This window comes from Kitasatospora sp. NPDC030952 (genome assembly GCF_055571335.1).
The window spans coordinates 22,466-41,965 of record NZ_JBVIFM010000042.1 but is presented as its reverse complement, the minus strand read 5'-3'; the positions used below and the strand labels follow the sequence as shown (position 1 = coordinate 41,965).

Genomic DNA, 19,500 nt, shown 5'->3' with positions numbered 1-19,500 from the left:
GGGCCGCCGTGCCGGGAATGCTAGACCTGTGTCGCCGGTGGTGGCCAGGGGTTTGACCTGCGAGATTTCGGCCGCGAACATGCCATCCGGCCTCGGGGCGGCCTGGCGCAGGTCGTAGGCGGCCCGGTAGTCGGGTCCTCCAGCGCCTCGATGAGGGAGTGCCGGCCCGAGCGGCCGAAGCGCCACCACACCGGCCCGAGCGGCCCGTGCCCGGCCAGCAGCTCCAGCGTGGTCGCGACGATGGGCACGGCGTCGTCGTACTCGCGCCACCCGTCGCCGTCGTAGTCGCGGACCTCCCCGCACCACCGGCCGCGCCAACAGCCCGCGGACAGGTCCGCGACGGACTGCTGACGGTTGGCCAGAATACCGGCGCAGAGCTGGGCCGAAGGCCGAGCGCTGGCTTGGGGGCAGCGGCAGGAGAGCGCCGCCAGTTGCTCCGTCCAGGTGCGTGCGAACGCGCGGGTTTGTAGGCATCGCGCACATAATCGGAGCACGCAAAGCCCTGCGACCTGCGAGGATTCCATGCGCCGCTTCCGCGTCCCCCTCATCCTGCTCGCCAATGCGACCCTCATGGCAGGCCTGCCGTTCCTGGCAGCGCAACCCGCGGCTGCTGGTACCGGCGCCGTGGTAATCCGTGATCTCAACTCCGCAGGCCAGACTATCGGCGTCCAAAGCGACGCCTGGGTTCGCTCGGTAACGTGCGATAACAGCCTCGCAGCCCCGGGAACTAAAGAACTCGCTGTGGAGAACCTCACGGACGCGACCGCCACCGTCTACTCCGGCGATAACTGCCAAGCGTCCAACAAGATCGGCGACGTTCAGCCAGGAGTGGTCAACGTGCTTCAGGTCAACATCGCTCAGCGGTATTCAGTCATCGTGGCGGGCGGGTAGAAGCAGGGGATTACAGCCGTACGGCGCGTTACCTGCCTTGCCCCACGGCTGCCCGCGGTGCCGACGGATCCGGTCCCGCCACCGTCCCGTTCGACGGATCGGCTGGCCGAAGTGGGATGATTGGGTGTGCGCCGAGGGCGTCGCCCTTGCCGATGAGACCGCCTGACGGAGGCCGACTCCACATGTCCGGCGCCGGTCTCGCTCGGCCACACCGCCCAAGGGCACCTGGTACTGATCGACCTTGAGTGCGTCGGCGTGCTCCGGCTCGCCGGTCACTACCGGAGTGCCGCGATCTGCGGCAGGGGTCCGGCGGGGCGCCGTCCGGTCACGCGTACCCACCGGGTGCAACGGCCGTCGCACCCGCAGCCCGTAGACCGGCGCCAGGGAGTTCGCCCGGTGCGAAACTCACCAGCACCGCACGCGTTCTCCCCGGCACCGCACCAGTGCGGTGCGGTGCAGAGCGCCTTCTTCGCACCGCCGGCGCCCGTGACCGATCCGGGGCGGGCGCTGTTCACCCGGTATGACGATCTCCCACTTCCCGACCGCGGCCCCAGGGCCCGACCAGGCCGAGCCCGACCGCCAGGAGCCCGATGACGGCCTGAGCGCAGCCGAGCGCGAAGCCCTCGCCCGGGCCGCCGTCACCGGCCAGCACGCAGCCGACTGGATCCGCACCCTCGCCGCCCGGCAGAAGCACGCCGGCAACCGGCAGGTCCTGGAGCGGTACGCCGACGCCGTCGAGCAGGTGCTGCGCCGCGAGATCATCCCCGGCAGCGAGGGCGAGCTGACCGAGGAACTGCGCTACACCCTGGACGCCTACGTGCTGTGCGGCACCGTCCTGGCCGAGCACCGCCCGGAGCTGACCGCCACCGAGCGCATCGCGCTGCTCGCGGTCGGCTTCACCGCCGCGTCCGCTCCGCGGGTCGTCCTCAACCACCTCGTCGGCGACCTGGCGCTGCTGTGCGAGGCCATCGACCAGGCCCTCGCCCTTGCCGCCACGGCGCAGCCGGCCACTTCCGAGGTCCGGCCGTGAGCCAGACGCCGACGGCGGCGCCGGACGACCCGGTCCGCAAGTACGCCGTCGACCGGCTCGTCCGCCGCCTGCAGGAGAGGCGGCCCGTGCCGGGTGAGGACGCCGGGTGGTGGAAGCGCTACCAGCACGAGCGGTCCCTCAGACGGCTGGGCCGGGCCACCGATCGCGCGTTCATGTTCGAGGGCGCGGCAGACGAGGCGTTCCTGCGCTACCTGAAGATCGAGCTGGCGATGCACGTGCTGACCGACCTCACCGCCGACGAGGTCACGATGTGGCGGCGCACCGAGGGGATCGTGGCGGCCCGCACCCTGGTGGAGCTGCGGGACTTCGTCCGGCAGTCCACCGGCCGCCCGGACTGGGACTTCACCACCGGCCGGCATCGCCCGGCGCCGCTGGCAGGCGATGCCTGAACCGGCCCGGTACGTGATCGGGTGGCCGCGCCGGAGCCGGGAGAATAGTCCGATGACCAGTCAGCTCCCTCGCGACCTCACCTCCCTGATCCCCATCTCCCCCGCGCCCACCGCCGGCCAGCGCGCCGCCGCCCAGCTCCTCCAGCTCGACCAGGCGCTGCTCTCGGTCCCGGACATCGCGGCCGCCGCCGAGCTGATCGCCGACCGTCTCGAAGACCCCGACCAGGTCACCCCCGACGCGGCCGGCGCGGTCCTCGCCCACCTGCACGCCGCACTGGCCAGCGCCGCCGCACACCCCGCAGAGAACCGTCCCGGCTGAGTCCGAGCCGACACTGGAGGCATGTCACCCGGTCTCGGACGGGTGCAGCGGGCCGTGCTGGCCCACCTGGACGCCGAGCCGCTCGGGCGCAGCACGTTGACCGGGCTGCCCGTGTGGGAGTCGATGCACGAGATCGCGGCCGCCGTCTTCCATGCTGCCCGGGCCAGCGGGGCGGAGCTGGCGTCGGTGCGGCGGGCGGTGCGCACGCTCGCGGCCGCCGACCTGGTCGACCACCAGCGGCTTCCGCTGGACGGCGTCACCTACGTCCAGCAGCGCGGCACCCCGCGTCGGCCGGTGCTGCGGTGGGAGGTGCGGATCGAGGCCTGCGCCGGGGCCGGCTGTCCGGCCTGCGCGGCGGGGACGTTCCGGTGGCCGGGCCAGGCCGTGGATCTGGACGTGATCGACGCGCTGCTGCAACAGAACGGCTGCGTGCCCGGCCAGGTCGACGCGTTCTGCCGCCGCGGCTGGCACTGGAACCACTGCGAGATCCCCGGCCCGCAGCACCGCCACCCGGCCACCATCACGGTCAGCGAAGGCTGCGCCCGCCGCGCCACCACGCTCGAGGAACGCGAGGCCAGCGACCGAACGCTGGACGCCTACCTCGCCCGGTTCAGCGCCCGCGCACCCCCCAGGTGACCATCGCGCCCTCAGTGCCCGCGGTCGAGTGCTGTCGGGCGCTCGCCGGTGGTGGGTCACAGGGCGACGAAGAACTCCTCGTTCGCCGGGCAGTCCTCGTCGTGGAGGGCATCGACGATGCCCTCGCCTCCGCACTCGTCACACTCGTCGTCGTCCGGGTCGATCGGCTTCTCGGCCTTGCCCGACCCGCCGCACTCGTCGCAGATCGTGTCCTTCGCACCGCACAGGCACGGCAACGCGGGCGGCTTGCCCGGGTCCAGCGTGGTCTCGTCCATGCCCGTACCAACGAGCCGATCCCCCGCCGGGCACCGATCCGCCCGGCGGTTCAGTCGGCCACCGGTGCCTCGGGTGGCCGGCGCGAATGACAGGCGAAGCGCACCCGGCCCGCTTCGGGTGTGGCGTCCCACTCCTCCAGCGACGCCTGCAGGCGTGACCACTGCGGGCGCGACGCCCCTGCGCTGCGCCGAGGTAGGCCCACACTGGCTGCCGTGCGCCCCGACGTGTGTGTGGGCCTGGGACGCCGGCGTTCCCAGGCCCACCCTTGGAACGGGTCAGATCCAGCTGTAGTTCTGGTCGGTGACCGGCTCCAGCTCGAACGCCGGCAGCGGCGCGTGCGGCGAGGACAACTGCACGAGGACCTTGCCGATCGGTGGGAACAGCGGCAGATCGCCGACCTTGCGGTAGTCGATCCACTCGACGTTGCCGACCTCGTGGCTGCCGTCGGGCAGCTCGTCGAACTCCTGGGTCGCCAGGGTCGCGCGGACCTCCGGGGTGACGTGGGTGCGGTAGACCAGGTGGATCTTTCGGGGCGGTGCGGTCGGCCCGGGCCGGGTGACCCGGGCGTCCGCCATGCCGATCAGCTCCAGGTCCGCTGCCTGCTCGGGCGCGAGCCCGAGCTCCTCCTGCAGCTCCCGGACGGCGGCGTCGCGGAAGTCCTCGCCGGCGCCGACGTTGCCGCCGATGGTGGTGTAGTGCGTCGAGTCGGCGCGGTCCCGGCGCAGCAGCGCGACGTCGTCGCCGCAGAAGACCAGGCCGGTCACCCGGACCTTGATCCTGCTGAACGGCTTCTCGGTCGTCGCTTCGGTGGTGCTCATAGGTGCAGGTCTCCTTGGTGGACGTGGCCGGGCCGGTTGTGCCCGGCGGTGCCTCCCGGCCCAACGACCGGGAGGGGCAAAGGGGTTGGCGTCGCCTCCTAGAGTGCCCCGGGGAAGCCGTGGAGGGTGCGGGCTTCGCTCTGCGGGACGTGCTCCATCTCGACACCGGTGAGGGGGATGCGCCGCAGGCGGCAGCCGGTGGCGCGCATGACGGGGGAGAGGCGGCAGGGGTCCATCTCCTCGACCAGCAGCGTCGGACGGGCGGTGCGGGTGTTCTTGCTGCCGGTGATGGCCGGCGGCAGGTGCCCGCCGGCGAAGGGCATCGGGGTGATCCGCCAGATCGGCCCGCGGTCGCTGGACACGCTCGCCTGGCCGAAGCCGCGCTCCTCGCGCAGGGTCATCGGCTCGCCGTTGGTGCCCGTCAGGCCCCGGAACAGGGCCTCGGCGCGACCCTGGTTGACGATCTGTCCGGTGTCGATCGTGAACTCGCGGGAGAAGAAGGCGGAGGCGGGGTAACCGGCCTTGAGCAGGGCGCGGGCGTAGACGCTGACCTGGGGGAGGACCTGCTCGCGCAGGTGAGCGGCGGCCAGGTGGTCGACGGGGTCGAGGGCCATGGCCTGCTGCCGCAGGGCGGTGAGGACGCCGTCGATGTCGGCCGGGGTCGAGGTCAGGAACTCCCGCGCCGGCCGATCCGGCGGACGGTCTTGTACGCCAGCAGCGTGTTGAGGAAGTGCCGGGTGGTGTCGGTGTACCCGCTGGCCTTGCGCCGGTCGGTGGCCGGGTAGAGGTTGAGGGCGGTGAAGCGGCCGTCGGGGTGGAAGTCCGGGTCGGCGGCCCAGTAGTCGCCGTCCGCGTTGCGCAGGCGGTGCAGCCGCACGGGGACGGCCCGGTGCTGGATGGGCAGGACGCCGTCCAAGGCGTCCCGGACGGTCTGCGCCGTGGGCTCGGCGGCGTCGGCCGTCACGTGCAGGTAGAGGCGACCCTGCTCGGACAGCACCGGCTGGTTGCGCTCGTCCAGGCGCACGATCTCGGTGTAGGGCAGCTCGTCCGTGCCGGGCTGGGCAGCGATTAGCAGGTGGGGGCCGCAGGCGAGGACGTGATGGCCGTCGATGTGGGTGTCGAGGAGCTCGCCGAGGCCGACGAGCGGGGCGAAGCGCAGCTCGACAGCGGCGGTGGCCGCGCCGTGGCCGAGGTGGTCGAACAGCGGCCGGTAGGTCCGCAGGACGTGGGCGAGGTCGTCGGCGTAGCGGTCGCGACTGGTGCCGGGCGACTTGCCGACGTAGCCGGTGGCGTACGGGGTGAGCGAGATGCGGATACCGTCGAAGACCTCCTTGAAGTCATCGGCCAGGCGCTGGTGCACCGCGGCGAGGTGGCCGGCGCGCTCGGACCAGCCGACGGTGGAGACGCGGATCTTCACGCCGAGGACGTCGCGGGCGAGCCGGGCGTAGGTGTCCAGGTAGGGGTAGGACGCGATGTCGTTGTCCAGGTAGGGGAACAGGACACCCGGGCGGTGCGCACGGCCGCCGCCGATCCGCACGCCCCGCTCGCAGGCCTCCTCGGCGAGGGCGTGGAAGAGGTCGCCGAGGCCGTGCTCGGTGAGCTGCCAGATGTCGCTGCCGGCGGCCTGGCTGCACATCGCGCACCGGTTGACGCAGCCGACCGCGGGCGGCAGGTACTGGAGGTGGGTGAGCGCCTCGGTCGGCAGGGTCCGCAGCTGGTCCCGCAGCCGGGGCATGCTCTGAGTGGTCACGGTCTCGCTCCTTCAGGGGGTGGGAAGGTCGGTGGGGATCAGGTGCTGGTCGAGGGCGCTCAGCAGCGCGCGCCCGACGGGAGAGAGCCGGTGGGGTCCGGCGAACGGGCCACCGCTGCACGGCGTGACGGCTTCGGCGGTGCCGAGCTCGGCGCCCGGCAGGCACACCACGCCCGGCTCGGGCAGGTTGGCCAGCAGCACCTCCCCGGTGGCGGCCTCGGCCGGGTGGGCGCCGGGGCCGACCCAGCGCAGCCGACCGCCGTGGACGCGGTAGCGGCCGGGCCGGGCCAGGTCCTGGTCCAGGACGACGGGCCTCTCGCCCCGGTGGCGGAGCTTCAAGTAGTAGGGCCCGGGCGCCGTCGAGGTGGCGGCCCGTACGGTGGCGGCGTTGAAGTCGTCCGGCTCGGGCAGCCAGTCCACCCGGCCGCCGAGCAGGGTGGTCAGGTGCGCGACGACGAACGGCGGCAGGCCGCGCAGCTGCTGGTTGACCGCCGAGACCTCGGTGGTGCCCTGGTTGCGGCAGTTGATCTCGTTGAGGAACACCCGGCCGTCGTCGGTGAGGATCGAGTCCAGGCCGAACAGCCCGGACATGCCGTGCCGGGTCCAGGCCCAGCGGGCGACGCGCTCGGCCGCGTCCACGACGGCGGCCGCAGCCGGTTCGGGCCAGGGGATGGACCAGCAGTTCCCGGCGCTCTTGCCCGCTCCGATGCCGGCCTCCGGCAACCCGACCGCCTTATGGGAGGGGCGGTCGACGTAGACCCGCAGCCCGCCCCGGTGGTCCGGCACGGACAGCGCGGTGACGTTCGAGGACCACCCGGCGGTGAACGCGGTCGCCCGGTACGGGCCCGGCATCGCGGCCGCTCGGGCCAGGTCGGCCTCGTCGTCCACGAAGACCGTGCCCCGGCCGCCGGAGTCCGCACCGCACTGCACCACCAGCCGCACCGCCCCGACCCCGCGGCGCAGCTCCGCCAGGCCCGGCAGCGGACCGTCGACCCGCACACCGGGCAGGTGCAGGGCGGCGGGCACCTGGGCGTCGAGCAGCACCTCGCCGAAGTACGCCTTGTCCTCGATCCGGGCGCGCAGAGCGTGGTCGATCGCCGCGACCACACCGCGCGGCCCGGCCCAGGACCGCAGCAGGTCGGTGCCGTACCAGGCGGAGATGACCACCGGCCGATCCAGTGCGGCGATCGCCGAGCGGGCCAGGCGGTCGAGGCCGGCCATCCAGTCGCGCCGCTGGGCGACGCCGCGCACCCGGGTGCCGCTCTCGGCGGCCAGCACCCGCAGCGGCGCGGCCTGGGGCCAGGACCGGTAGCAGCCGATCGCCAGCGCCGGGCGGGCCCCCTCCAGGGGGAACGGCCCCGTATAGGTCGTCCGGCCGGCGGTGGTGAATCGCTCGACGCTCACGAGGACGCTGCGACCCAGCGCGGCGGTGAGGCCGCGGGCGGCCTCACCCCACACTCCGGCGTCCACGGTGGTGGCCGCGCTGGTCACGCGGTCCTCCCGGCTGCCACCGCGGAGCTCGCACTCTCCTGGGCCGGTGCCGTCCGGGGCGACGGAACGGTGAACGCCAGCCCGGCCTTGGCCAGGACGTGCTTGGCGATCTCCTCGGGGCGCTGCTCGGCGGTGTCGAAGACCAGCAGCCGGTCCCCGTGGCGGCGGGCCATGCCGTGCAGCAGCGCCGCGTTGAACCGCGCCGCGAAGGCGGGGTCCTCGACACTGCGCCGGTCGGCGGAGTCCACCTCCTCGCGGCCTTCCATTCGCGCGCGGCGGACCTCGGGGGAGGCGTGCAGGTAGACGGCGACGTCGAACGGGGCGAAGAAGCGTGCCCCCCAGAGGCTGAGCGCGGCGCTCAGGTAGGGGCCGCCGGCCATGCCGAACGCGACGGTCCTGTCGGCGTATCCGTCCTGGATGAGGACCGCACCGCCAGTGCGGGGCGGGTCGACGCGCACCAGCGCGGCGTCCAGGGCGTACCCGCCGACCAGAAAGGCGGCGGTGATGGCACTGGACTCGGCCTGGCGCACGAGCGGGAGCCGCTTGAGCAGCGGCTCGATCGGGTGGTGCTCGGCGAGCATGCCCCGGTGACGTGCCGCCGGGATACCGCAGCCGTCGAGCAGGGAGATCAGGGTCTGGACCGTGGTCGTCTTGCCGGACATGTCGAACCCGTCCACGAGGATGCGCACGACTGCCTCCTTCACCGTCGAAAGGACGGCGCCTGATGTGGCGTCACCCGCTAGCCTGGCGTGACGGCTTGGTCGCTTGTAGTGAGAGATCGCCGCCCGGTCAGGGCGAAGCCACCGCCCGTTCCGGACGGCGACCCCGCCCACGCGAGGACGGTTCGAACAGCCGACGGGCACGGCATATCCGGGGAACAGGGCGACGCCGCGCCAGGGAGCGGGCAGCGCTGACAAGGGGAGGTCACCCATGACCGTCACCAGCACCACCTCACCGGACGGCGCGCACACCGCGGCCTGCGGGCGCCGGATCAGAGAACGGACACTCGGTCAGGCCGGAAGCCCCGAGCCGGTGCCGCACGGCCTGGTCGAGCTGATCGCCAAGGAGATCGAGGCGCACTGCGGCCACCGCCCGCTCAAGGCCTTCCGGATGGCGATGGGCTGGACCGTCGCCGAGGCGGTTCAGGCGGCGCACGACCTGGTGGAGAGGGAGAACCTGCGCAAGGTCGGGCTCACCGAACGCTCCTGGAAGGACTGGGAGGCGGGCAAGGCGCCGAGCCCGGAGTACCAGGACCTGCTGTGCCGCCTCCTGTCCACGGGCCCGGTCCAACTCGGGCTGGCCGCCGACTACACGCCCGGGCCAGCCTGGGCCGACAGCCCGGACAGTGCGACACTCCCAACAGGACCCGCCGACGCGGGAGCGGGGCTGAAGGAGGTGGCGGCCACGAAACGGCGAACCGCGCTCATGCTCACCGGGCTCGCCCTCGCGACGCCCGCCACCGCCGCCCGGGTCCTCGACCAGGCCGCCGCCGAGGCACTGGAGTTCACCCGCCAGGCCGAGGCCAGCTCACTGGGCGCCGGAACGCTCGACCACCTGGACCTCGCCGTCACCGACTTCAACGACGCCTACTCCATCAAGCCCCCGCGGCAGGTGTTCGCCGAGGCGCTGGACTACCGCCGCAGGGTGAACGTGTTGCTGAAGGCGAAGCACACCCACGAGCAGGGCCGCGAGCTGTTCGCCTACGCCGGGTGGCTCTCCGAACTCCTCGCCTGGCTCGCCCACGACCTCGGCAGCCCCCGCGCCGGTCTCGCCTTCGCCAATGACGCCTTCGTGCACGGCCAGCAGGCCAGCCACGGCGAGCTGTGCGCCTGGGCGATGGACGCCGCAGCCTCCATCAACCTGTACGGGCACCGCCCCGACCGGGCGCTCGCCGCCGCCCGTCGCGGCCTCGCCCAGGCGCTGGCCACCCACCCACTCACCGTCCGTCTCCACGCCCAGGCCGCCCGCGCCTCGGCGGCGGACGGCGACGCCGAAGGCTTCACCGCCTCCCTGCGTTCCGCCGAGGACGCCCACCGGTTCCTGCCCGTCCGGATGGCCCACCGCTTCGGCCTGGACCCGCTGCCGCTGGCCGACTACGCCCTCACCTCCTACCCGGCCACCGCCTGCATCTGGCTCGGCCAGGCCGAGGACGCCCGCCGGCACGCCGAACACGCCCTGCAGGTCTACGGAGCCGCCCCGGCCGCGTCCCGCTCCCCCAGCCGCGAGGCCATCGCCCGCATCGATCTGGCCCTCGCCCACGCCCAGCTCGGTGACCCCGGCGACGCCGTCGCCCTCGGCACCGACGCACTGAACTCCGACCGCGTGGTCGACTCCGTGCGCAACCGCGCCACCGACCTCACCACCTACCTCGCCCGCCGCTACCCCGGCCACGCCGCCGCCGGCGAACTACGCGAGCGCCTGACCGCCCTGTCCACCCCGGCGTAGAAAGAGAGCACTATGCCCGAGCAGGACCGCGTCATCCAGATCCGCCGCCCCTACCTCGACCTGATCGCCCACGGCACCAAGACGATCGAGGTCCGCGTCGGCTACCCCAGCATGCGCAAGATCCACCCCGGCCAGACGCTCGTCTTCGATTCCGGCGACACCCACTGCCGCACCCAGGTCCTGAAGGTCGCCGAGTACGAGTCCTTCGAGGCGATGCTCGACGCCGAGGACAACGAAGCGATCGGCAGCGAGGGCATGACCCGCGATCAACTCCTGGCCGCCTGCCGAGAGATCTACCCGCCGGAGAAGGAAGCGCTCGGCGTTCTCGCGATCCACCTGCAGCGCACCTGGGCCGATGAGGACGACGGAACGGTCAGCAGCAGGCGGCCGCAAGGCTGAGCGGCTGTTTCAGGAGTTCCTTCACCGCGGGTACCTCACCGGCTCGGGCCAGTCTGATCCGCCCGCCACCGCCCCGAGTGGGCCAGGGCCCCGACCAGCAGGTGGGCGTTCGCGCCGACGCCCCACGACTCGGGCGGATCCGGCAGCTCCAGCCAGTCGAACTGGATCTCCTCGCCCGGCGGGTGGGCGATCACCGCCACGTCCCGGCCGGTCGCCGCCTTGCAGGGCTCGCAGTGCGGCCGGAGCTGGTGGCGGCGAAGCGCGCGGGTGAACGTCGAGTAGGCACCCTGATAGCCGAGTTCGGTGATCTCGTCCAGGAGCGTGGAGGCCCACAGGTGCGGATCGTCCGCCAGGCGCTGGCGGCAGTAGTCCACAAACGGCGCCAGCGGGTCCGGGGCCCGGCGCCGGTGCTCGGGCACCCGCTCGCCGTTCAGATAGGCGCGGATCGCTTTCGGTCACGGCCCAGGTGCCGGGCGATCGCCGAGATGGACCAGCCCTGCCGACGCAGCGCGTGCGCATCCACGTCTTCCTCCCGCGTCAGCACCCAGGCCCCCGAACAGGCCGAACTCGTTGCGAACGCAGACTTTCCGACAGAGCACGAACCAAGCAGACACGCCAGGCGAGATCACACAATGGGTGGGGACCTCACGCGAGCAAGTTTGGCCCACCGCGGAGCGGGGACCGCAGCTGTCAGCTGTCCAGGGCAGCCGTGGAGGTCGGCGCTATGGGATGTCCCAGGCAGGTGTGTCCGTGAAGGCCATCGGGTCGGGGAGCGCTGCGGCCCGCAGGGGCTGGGTGAACCATGACCGTTCGATCACCACGCCCATCACCCGCTCTGCCAGGAGGAACAACTTCGGACCCCAGAGCTCGGTCGGATCGCTGACGTCGATCAGGCCGCCGCACCAAGAGCGGTCCCAGCGGGAGTCTCCCTCGCGCAGCGGCTTCACTGGTCCGTACGGCTCCTCGTAGACAACGAGGTCGCCGTCAACCGCGTAGTGGATGGTGTCGCGGCCGTTGACATCGAGCTGGAGTCCGAAGCACCTGCCTCCCCGCGACAGATCACGCAGTACGCCGGGCACCGCTCCGGTCCATCCAACGACCTCCAGGGCGAAGACCACGCCTTCGACCGTGCCGACGCTCACGTGGTCGCGTCGCTCGGGGTAGTCGGGCTGAAGATCGTGGATCTCTTCGGAGGTAAGGAGCCGAGTGCTCTTCGCATCGCCTCCGAATCGCCGGATCACCTCGTCCTCGGTGATCCCCTCAATGAGCGTGAGGATCGGATAGAAGCCGTCTTCCTCATCAGTCCAGTCGAACCGGTCGTCGTGAGTCTCCATGCCGCATACATAGCAGGGGCCCCCGACAGGCCACCCACCAGCCTGGGGAACAAGGTGAGCAGCTCTGGCCAGCCCCTGAGCGCCGGGTGGGGAAACTCAAAGATCCCTATCAGGCAACCGCTGGCCGTGGTGGAACGCACTCCACACCGTGTTCACCAGGAGGGTCTGTGGTTGGTCCAGGGGGTCCAGGGGCTGCTCAACACCATCTCCAGCGTCGTCTCGTCGGCGGCGTCCTCGCGTCGGGGCGCGCCCGGGGCCACCTATCCTCCTCCGCCAGCATGTTCGGGCGGCGTCCGTTTCCCTCCCTCCCGGGTTCACCGCCCACGTCGGCCGGGGCGCCAGCGAGCCGGGTGGAGGCTCGGGCGCGGGGCGCGCGTACGATCCCAAGGTGGCCAAGAAGCAGAAGGCGTTCGACTACCCCGAAGACCTCCGTGAGGCGCAGCGAGCCCTGGTGGCGGTTCGTGCCGAGCGTTTCGGGTTCCTGGCCGGCCTGCCACGGTGGGGTGGGGATCTGGGGGCGGCGCGGCGCGGGTTGAGCGAGGAGCAGTGCGCAGAGGCCCACCGGTTCGAGGAGGCCGAGCGGCGGGCGGCGCTGGTGGTCATCGCGCACCCGTTCTGGGCGGAGGTTCCGGTCGAGGACCGGGTCGCGGCCCGTACGCAGCTGCAGCACGTCGACGACGCCGTCCTGGAAGGCTCCGCTTCGTAGACGCGGGCCCGAGGGCCCGTACTTCCCCTCGGGGTGTCCCCGCGGCCCTGGGCTCATGAGCCGGGTTGACTGGCGTTCTCGCTCTCCTACTGTCCGGTGCCACGGACCGCTCTGGCCCTGTCCGGGATGCCGCGCATGCGGCGCGGCGACGCCGCCCCAACCCCGGCCCGGTGGAACGGCGCCCGGATCAGGCACACCCGGCCGTCGTGGAGCAGCACCGCGCACACCCGCACCCGTATCGGCCCGGTCCCCGTGCCGCTGCCGGTCACGGCCGCTATGCCGTGGCCGAGGTGGCCGCTTCGTCGGCGCCGGGCGGCAGCGTCGGCAGCGGCCACACCACCAACAGGTCACACCGGATGGTGTACACAGGCGCCACTCCAAGAGGCCAGCCAAGCTGCGCTACCGGCGAGACGCTGATGAGATCAGCCGTACATCGGATCGCCAGGACAGGCAGCGCCGGGGACGGCCAAAATGCTCGCGCCCAGCAGAGCTTGAGGAGTACCCGTGACCAGACCATCGATGAGGCACATTCAGCGTGGGGTCGTACTCGTAGGAAGTGCCCTATTGGTCGCCGGCACGCTGAACGCAGCGCCCGCCTCAGCCACCACTGAAAACAGCGACCAGATCCTCTACGAGGCGTGCGGCACATCCGCGGACTGGTTCCTCGGCACTCCCCTCGACGCATGGCCGTATATGAGCGACGCAGAACTCATCTTCCTGGACTGCGGTTGCAAGGACACCCCGTGAACCCGCCAGATCACCCCCTGCAATCCCTCACCGGGTAAAGCTTCGCCTGGAGCGGACCCCACAGTGGGCTTGCCCTGGCGAGGCTGGCCACCCGGTCGGCCGCCCCGGCAGTCCCTGGGCCCGGTCAACCGTGTGCCGAGGGGCGGGTCCGTTGAACCATCACCCCGCAGATTCCGGCCACGCACCGGTTACCAGCCGGAAGATTCTCCACTGCACCCTTTGATGTCCACCGGACGCATAGGAAAGGAACGCTCTCAATGCTGTACGTCGACCGGATCTGCCTGACAGCCGCCACGGTGGTTGCTGCGATGGGATGTCTCACGACAACCTCTAGCGCCACGCCGAACGCTGACCGGCCGACCATATCTCGTGAGGCCGCGCCGCCCCCTCCCGACTGCCTTGCCACAAGCGAGCCGCTCTTCGGCACCGCTTGCTCCTGCACGCCGGAAAGCCATCCGCTCGGATGCACACTGCAGCCCTGCAAGCCAGGCGACGACGACCCCACGTACGTCTGCATCTGCAACCAGCAGAACGGAAACGGAGGACTCTGTGTCGAGCTGGCCAGGGACCAGTTCGAGCAGTCGCCACACTCAGGGTCACCTGGTGACCGCCACAGAGCGGCGGCGGCCGGCCCTGCCGGATTTGGCGCCGCTCCGGCTGGCACGGTGCCGGCTCTCCCCCGCTGACGCCTGGCGCGCGGAACCGACACGCGGAATCCGCACCACAGAAGCGTGCAATACACGTCTCCGTCAAGGACATTCCCATCAGAGAGGACCCAGATGCAATGTATAAGGGTGGCCAGCAAGGCCACCACAGCGCCGCCGAAGAGTGACCTGTCAAGGAAATCGGGCGCCTGGGGTAGACGAACGTATGCCGCGGCTGCGTCGGCCGCCCTAGCCTTGGTCGTTCAGCTGCCCTGGGAGGGTTCCCCTGCCTCGGCGGTGGTGGCGGCACCGGTGAATGGAAGCCGCCTGTTCACCTCGAACGGTACGTTCACGGTGCCTGATGGCGTGACAGAGCTGACCGTCTCCCTATGGGCAGCTGGCGGAGTTGGCGGCGGCGGAGGCGGCGGCGGAGGAGGCGGAGGAGGCGGAGGAGGAACCGAGGGCATGAACGGCATCATCGGCTCGGGCGGCGGCGCCGGTGGCGGTGGCGGTGGCGGTGGCGGTGGCGGGGCAGGAGACTACGCGCGCTGCCGCGTAGAGGTGACGCCGGGGCAACTCTATGTCGTCACGGTTGGCACAAGCGATACGGCCGGTACGGGCGGGCAAGGCGGCTCAGGCGGAAGCGGCGGTGCCGGATCAAACAACGGCTCTTCCGGCGGTAGAGGAGCACCGGGTACCGCACCGACCGGTACCACGCCGTCGGCGAGCTCTACCTTCACCCGGGAGTCCGACAACCTCGATCTGGAGGTCCTGAGCGGAAGTCCAGGCGTTGCGGGCCGCGGCGGTCATGGAGGTGCAGGAGGCGCGGCCAGCCACTACATCCAGCCCGGCGGAGCAGGTGGCGCAGGCGCCCCTGATACACCGCCTTCGTCTCCGACGCCAGGAACCTACCAGCCGTGCGGCCACAACGCAGATCAGATCGCACATGACTTCCGCTCCAGTGGGAGAGACGGAAAGCCGGGCCTTACTGGTGACTTCGGTGGCACCAGTGCATCAAGCACAAATGCTTCTGGTGGGGTCAATCTCGAGAAAGGCCGCGGCGGCGCAGGAGGGTCCGGAGGCGGCCCCCACCGCTTCCTGGAATGCGAATTCGGAGCAGGAGGCCACGGTGGCCGTGGCGGAATCGGCGGCGACGGTGGATCGGGGACCGGAGCAAGCGTTCATGCTCTGCCCGGAAAGAACGGCGAACCCGGACAGGCCGGCGCCCCTGGGCAACCCGGCGCTGTCCTGGTGATGTGGGGAACCCCCGCAAACGCTCCATGCCGCACATGACGGCACCTTTGATCGCCCGGCGTCAGGGGCCGCTGTGCTGGCCGGCGCCTGGTCATCTCCATGCGCGGCTACCTTCCCCCGTCCGGCTCGGTCACCCGGCCGCCGAACGGATCACATCATCGGTTCAGGAAGCCGCCAGGCGCTGGCGCGTCGGCTGACGGGCCACGCCCGGCCATTGGAGAGTTGCAACGGCCCGGTGTGCGGGTCCGGGCCACGGTCGTCGGAACGACCGCGAGCACGATCAGTCCCGTTGGCCATCGCGGGCTCTGGCTGCCCTTTCGCGAGCCTGTCTCTGGGCGATGGGCCTGACCATGATGGTCATCAACGGCCCAGGTGATCAACGAAGCGAGGCCAGCACTTCGCCCTCGCGGCCGACCATCAGCCCCGTGCAACGACGTACGCATGGTCGCATACCTGCTGGCTGGCAGAACGCTCGCAGACCTTAAACGACAAGCTGAGCGATGGCGCTGCGGGGGAAGCCGGCTATTTGCGCGGGGCGAGGACGGTCACTGCGCTGGTGGAACCGCGCGGGAGCACCGTCCGGTTTTCTGGACCGCAGGGAGGTACATCCGGCCCGCCCGTGACGGCACTCTTTGACGGACGGTCGCCAAGAGTGCCGTCGATGTCGTGACGGTCAGGAGATGCGGCAGTTCAGGACCTCTCCGGCATTGGGCGGGTTGAACGAGCAGGTGTTGCTACCGGCCTCCCCGTTCACGAAGGCGCCCAGGGCGTTGCTCTCGTTCATCAGTGTTCCGCTGTTGAAGGGCATGCCGGCGGTGACGGTGATGGTGTCGTCGCCGAGGCCGCCGTACACATAGTTGTTGTGACTGTTGCCGTTGCCGCCGAGCAGCTTGCTGTCTCCTCCGCTGACGGTGATGGTGTCGTTGCCCGCTCCTCCGCTGATGACACCGACCGTGCCTCCGGCCGTGTTACCGTCGCCTCCCTGGATAGGGCCGTAGCCTCCGGTGACGGTGATGGTGTCGTCGCCAGGGCCGCCGGTGACGCTTCCCCCGCTGTTCCCCGCACCGCCCCTTCCGGAGGAAATACCGGACGTGCCACCGCGAAGGGTGATTGTGGTGGGCGAGCTGCTGGTGGCGGTGATACTCCCTCCATCGTTGGCGGGGGCTCCCTGCTCGTTGCTGTCGCCCCCGAAGACAGAGATGCTGGTGGCACCTACTCCGGCGGAGGGGCCAAGCCTGACAGTTCCGGTGTTGCCGGACCCGCCGATTGCATCTCTTCCTTGGCCGCCGTTGATGGTGATGGTGCCGTTGGTCGCGCCGGTGATCGTTCCGCTGTTGCCGGGCCCGCCCGCTTTACTGCCTCCTTGGCCGCCGTTGATGGTGATGGTGCCGTTGGTCGCGCCGGTGATCGTTCCGCTGTTGCCGGGCCCGCCGACCGTTTCATCGTCTCCTCGGCCGCCGGTGGCGATGATCTTTCCGCTCGCTCCGCCGGTGATGGTACCGGTGTTGCCTGTCCCCCCCTGGCCCCCGAGAAGGGAGCTTCGCCGCCCGCCGATGACCTCGATGTCAGCGGTGGCCTGTTGGGTGTCGGCAGTGATGGTCCCGGCGTTGCCGATGCCACCGCCCGAGGCCAGGGCCGCCGAGAACCCCTGGACCGTCAGGTCTGCCGTGCCGCGGCGGATGGTGATCTTCCCCCGGTTCCCGGCGCCACCAGGGGCCAGGAGACCTGTGATCCCGCCCGAGGTGGTGGTGTGGGAGGTGTCGCTGGAGATGTCGATGACCCCGGTGGTGTCGACGGCGTTCCCAAGAGCGGTGTTAACGCGGATCGTGTCCTCGATCCCGCGCGCCCTGATCGTTCCGAAGACGGTTTCTCGGACAGTCACGGTGTTGGTCCCCCCGGTGCCGGTGTCCACCGTGTCGCCTGCCATGATCCCCAGCTGACAGACAATGGTGTTGTTCTGGTGGTCCGGGCCGGCGATGACCGTGTTACCCGGTGTGGTGCTCTGAGGGGCACCGTTCACCAGGCACGTGGTACCGGCCGCATGCGCCGCCGGAGCCGCCATTTGGGGGGCCGCGACAATGGCGGTCACCAGCACACCGGTACTGATCGCGCGCCCACGTCGCCTGGCGGACTCGGCGCCGAACCAAGAGGTGTGCCTCGAACGGACAAGACGGGTAGTCATCGACGTGGCCTCCGTGGAAGTAGGGGAGCCCAGAGGCGTGCGCATCGATCGCGCGGCTGTCCGCCACGGGTGCCGGGTCAAGGTCAGGGCCGTGTCGTACAGGACTCGGAATGAGAAAAGCGAGCCACCCGGCAATACCCTTCCCATCCACCCAATGCTGCATGGGACTGCGGCATCCTGCATAAGGGCCTGGCGCAGCCGAGGTACCTGGTGGATCCGACCGTGGGAAACGTCTGACAGGCGACGGGAAGTGGGCCGTTGACCGCCAGAGGGGGAAGCTCAGTTGGGAGTACTAAATTGATCGTTTGGCGAACGTCGCCCTCTGTTCGGCTTCTAGGGCTCGCTGGCCCGCTGGTGTGCCGGCATCGAGCCTCACGGTGACGTCGGCGCTGGAGTCGTCGGGCGTGATGAAGCCGTAGCCCTTGTCGGGATTGAACCATTTCACCGTGCCTTGGGCCTTGTAGGCGTGGCCGGTCGCGGGCCGGCCGGTGGGGAAGGTGAAGATGGCCTGGGCCCCGGGGGCGGAGCAGGTGAGGGATAGGGTGCCGGTCGCCAGGACGGCGTCCTGGAAGGGTGCGCTCTCGTTGACGGTGAGGGTGCCGGTTCCAGCTGCCGGGCAGATGAATTCGCCAGCCACTGCCAGTTTCCCGTTCCCTGCCGCAGTCGCGCTGTCGAGGCTCGCCGCGCCCGCCTGGTTGTCAAGGAGCACGATCTGGTCGTATCCCAGGACAGTGCCGAGCGCGCCGATCAAGGTGGCGGTCACCGTGACGTCGTCGCCCCAATTGCCGTCCGAGCCCAGAACGGCGTCGTCGACACGCCCGCGGACCGGCTGGCCGGTAGGGGCGCCCAGGCAGGAGAGGAGGATGGTCTGCGATCCGGAGCGACCGGCGGAGTCAGTGGCGGTGACTGTGAGGGTGGCGGCCAGCATGGGCGCCTCGCAGGAGTAGCTGCCGGTCCAGGACAGGACACTGCCCGTGGCACTCGCGGTGATGATCTGTACCCCGTCGTTGGCCGGCTCCGCTGCGGAGGCCGCTTCAGATGCCGCGGCCGGGCTCTCCACAGCAAGGAGTAGGGCGACGGCCGCGAGGGGCGCCACCGAACGCAGCGCCAGCCGCCGTGGAAGTGACGGACATTTCGCATCGCGGAAGGCGGCCGTTTCCTCACCTTCCACGGCGGCAACCCGACGGCGGACGGCTGCGGCTGGGCATCGCCCGCTGCCGTCCACCGAAATCGGCAGATGACCACGGTCCAGTGTCATAAGCCCTCCTCGGCCGAATCCAGATTCCGCGCGGGCACCGGCGTTGCGACCGCTTCCCCGCGCTTCGTCTCATCTGTGCACTAACCGGCCTCCTGTGAGCATGCGAAAGTTGCCCGTTTCGCCAGGAGAGACCAACAGGTCCACCTCGCAGGGCGTACGTGGGCGGTACGGATGGACTCGCGCCCACCCGGTGCGGGCCGCATGCGTGCGACCGCCTGGGAACCACCGATCCGGCACTGGTACCAGCCGGGCCCGAACGCAGCCGACCACACCGGCCGTCATCGCCACTGCCGATCGGGTAGAGCCCGTCTTCACGCGGTCAGCCGGCCGGTCCGGGTGGTCGTCGGGGCCAGGGCGATGGGCAGCTGGGCGGGCGGCGGTGTCGTAGGTGACGGCCGGACGGGGAGGTACTGCGGGATGACGGCAGCCAGGCCTTCGGCGGCCTCCAGGAGGAGCTGGTGGTCCTGGGCGAGGCGGAGGGCGCGTGCCTCCGGAAGTCGGGAGCGGAGTACGGACAGCCGTCCCGGCCCTGGGTGGGCCGGGATTGCGGGTCTTGCGGGGGCGGGTCAGCCGGTGACGGTCTCGGCGTGCCGGTGGAGCGCGTCCAGGAGCGCGGCGAGGCCTGCGAGCCGCTCGACCTCCTCCCCGCCCCGGAGCGGCCGGTCGCAGGCGGCGGGGTGTACCGGCCCACCGCCGAGCTCGCCTACACCGCCAGCACCGGCGAAGAGCGGCACCGCCTGCGGGCGTTCGTCGAACGCCACCGCCCCGGAGTCGGCGCCGAAGAGACTGCGGCGCAGCTGGCAGCCTGCGCCCGACTCTGGTGGTCCTGGTCGGCACGGCGGCCGCCGGGCTGCGCGGTGCGGTGGCGGACCTGCACCTGGCCGCCGAGGAGAACCCGGCCACCGCCGAG

At 71.0% G+C, this 19,500-nt stretch carries 20 protein-coding genes; 9 read left to right on the top strand and 11 right to left on the bottom strand.

Annotated elements, in window-relative coordinates:
- The first annotated feature begins 522 nt into the window (after positions 1–522).
- The 5 genes from ACZ47G_RS38670 to ACZ47G_RS38650 all read left to right on the top strand — a co-directional run bounded on the left by ACZ47G_RS38670 (position 523) and on the right by ACZ47G_RS38650 (position 3,286).
- Complete coding sequence (locus ACZ47G_RS38670; protein ID WP_465751048.1) at positions 523–891, top strand: hypothetical protein; 369 nt, start codon at positions 523–525, stop codon at positions 889–891.
- A gap of 520 nt (positions 892–1,411) precedes the next feature.
- Entirely contained in the window at positions 1,412–1,921 is a 510-nt protein-coding gene (locus ACZ47G_RS38665) for a hypothetical protein (protein ID WP_465751046.1), read from the top strand.
- Positions 1,918–2,331, top strand: coding sequence for a hypothetical protein (locus ACZ47G_RS38660; protein WP_465751045.1), 414 nt, complete (start codon positions 1,918–1,920; stop codon positions 2,329–2,331). The genes ACZ47G_RS38665 and ACZ47G_RS38660 overlap by 4 nt, the downstream gene beginning before the upstream one ends.
- A 52-nt stretch (positions 2,332–2,383) precedes the next feature.
- Complete coding sequence (locus tag ACZ47G_RS38655) at positions 2,384–2,650, top strand: hypothetical protein (protein WP_465751043.1); 267 nt, start codon at positions 2,384–2,386, stop codon at positions 2,648–2,650.
- Between the two features lie 21 nt (positions 2,651–2,671).
- Positions 2,672–3,286, top strand: coding sequence for a hypothetical protein (locus ACZ47G_RS38650; RefSeq protein ID WP_465751041.1), 615 nt, complete (start codon positions 2,672–2,674; stop codon positions 3,284–3,286).
- A gap of 56 nt (positions 3,287–3,342) precedes the next feature.
- Here ACZ47G_RS38650 and ACZ47G_RS38645 read toward each other — a convergent pair whose 3' ends face one another.
- The 6 genes from ACZ47G_RS38645 to ACZ47G_RS38620 form a co-directional block, all read right to left on the bottom strand.
- On the bottom strand, positions 3,343–3,561 hold the full coding sequence (locus ACZ47G_RS38645; RefSeq protein ID WP_465751039.1) for a hypothetical protein: 219 nt from the start codon (positions 3,559–3,561) through the stop codon (positions 3,343–3,345).
- 276 nt (positions 3,562–3,837) lie between these two features.
- Positions 3,838–4,380 (bottom strand): NUDIX hydrolase, encoded by a 543-nt coding sequence (locus ACZ47G_RS38640; RefSeq protein WP_465751037.1) that lies wholly within the window; start codon positions 4,378–4,380, stop codon positions 3,838–3,840.
- A 98-nt stretch (positions 4,381–4,478) separates the two neighbouring features.
- Positions 4,479–4,994, bottom strand: coding sequence for a hypothetical protein (locus ACZ47G_RS38635; RefSeq protein ID WP_465751035.1), 516 nt, complete (start codon positions 4,992–4,994; stop codon positions 4,479–4,481).
- Positions 4,995–5,047: 53 nt separating this feature from the next.
- Positions 5,048–6,130 carry a hypothetical protein gene (locus tag ACZ47G_RS38630; RefSeq protein ID WP_465751033.1) on the bottom strand — a complete coding sequence of 361 codons (1,083 nt, stop codon included), beginning with the start codon at positions 6,128–6,130 and terminating at the stop codon, positions 5,048–5,050.
- 12 nt (positions 6,131–6,142) lie between these two features.
- Positions 6,143–7,621 (bottom strand): hypothetical protein, encoded by a 1,479-nt coding sequence (locus tag ACZ47G_RS38625; protein ID WP_465751031.1) that lies wholly within the window; start codon positions 7,619–7,621, stop codon positions 6,143–6,145.
- Positions 7,618–8,310: a hypothetical protein gene (locus ACZ47G_RS38620; RefSeq protein ID WP_465751029.1), complete on the bottom strand. Its 693-nt coding sequence runs from the start codon at positions 8,308–8,310 to the stop codon at positions 7,618–7,620. Before ACZ47G_RS38620 ends, ACZ47G_RS38625 begins: the two co-directional genes overlap by 4 nt.
- 241 nt (positions 8,311–8,551) lie before the next feature.
- Between ACZ47G_RS38620 and ACZ47G_RS38615 the strand changes: the two genes are divergently transcribed.
- Together ACZ47G_RS38615 and ACZ47G_RS38610 are read left to right on the top strand one after the other, a co-directional pair.
- Positions 8,552–10,066, top strand: coding sequence for a tetratricopeptide repeat protein (locus tag ACZ47G_RS38615; protein WP_465751027.1), 1,515 nt, complete (start codon positions 8,552–8,554; stop codon positions 10,064–10,066).
- A 12-nt stretch (positions 10,067–10,078) separates the two neighbouring features.
- Positions 10,079–10,465, top strand: coding sequence for an ASCH domain-containing protein (locus ACZ47G_RS38610; RefSeq protein WP_465751025.1), 387 nt, complete (start codon positions 10,079–10,081; stop codon positions 10,463–10,465).
- Positions 10,466–10,500: 35 nt separating this feature from the next.
- Here ACZ47G_RS38610 and ACZ47G_RS38605 read toward each other — a convergent pair whose 3' ends face one another.
- Together ACZ47G_RS38605 and ACZ47G_RS38600 are read right to left on the bottom strand one after the other, a co-directional pair.
- Positions 10,501–10,884 (bottom strand): hypothetical protein, encoded by a 384-nt coding sequence (locus ACZ47G_RS38605; protein WP_465751023.1) that lies wholly within the window; start codon positions 10,882–10,884, stop codon positions 10,501–10,503.
- 303 nt (positions 10,885–11,187) lie between these two features.
- Entirely contained in the window at positions 11,188–11,799 is a 612-nt protein-coding gene (locus ACZ47G_RS38600) for a DUF6461 domain-containing protein (protein ID WP_465751021.1), read from the bottom strand.
- Between the two features lie 388 nt (positions 11,800–12,187).
- Between ACZ47G_RS38600 and ACZ47G_RS38595 the strand changes: the two genes are divergently transcribed.
- Both ACZ47G_RS38595 and ACZ47G_RS38590 read left to right on the top strand, forming a co-directional pair.
- On the top strand, positions 12,188–12,505 hold the full coding sequence (locus ACZ47G_RS38595) for a hypothetical protein (protein WP_465751019.1): 318 nt from the start codon (positions 12,188–12,190) through the stop codon (positions 12,503–12,505).
- Between the two features lie 564 nt (positions 12,506–13,069).
- Positions 13,070–13,252, top strand: a complete 183-nt coding sequence (locus ACZ47G_RS38590; protein WP_465751017.1) for a hypothetical protein — start codon at positions 13,070–13,072, stop codon at positions 13,250–13,252.
- A 2,571-nt stretch (positions 13,253–15,823) separates the two neighbouring features.
- Here the strand turns inward: ACZ47G_RS38590 and ACZ47G_RS38585 are convergent.
- From ACZ47G_RS38585 to ACZ47G_RS38575, 3 genes are all read right to left on the bottom strand, one after another.
- Entirely contained in the window at positions 15,824–17,239 is a 1,416-nt protein-coding gene (locus ACZ47G_RS38585; protein ID WP_465751015.1) for a hypothetical protein, read from the bottom strand.
- Between the two features lie 385 nt (positions 17,240–17,624).
- Complete coding sequence (locus ACZ47G_RS38580) at positions 17,625–17,837, bottom strand: cold shock domain-containing protein (protein WP_465751050.1); 213 nt, start codon at positions 17,835–17,837, stop codon at positions 17,625–17,627.
- 1,319 nt (positions 17,838–19,156) lie between these two features.
- Entirely contained in the window at positions 19,157–19,351 is a 195-nt protein-coding gene (locus ACZ47G_RS38575; RefSeq protein WP_465751013.1) for a hypothetical protein, read from the bottom strand.
- Positions 19,352–19,500 lie beyond the last annotated feature (149 nt).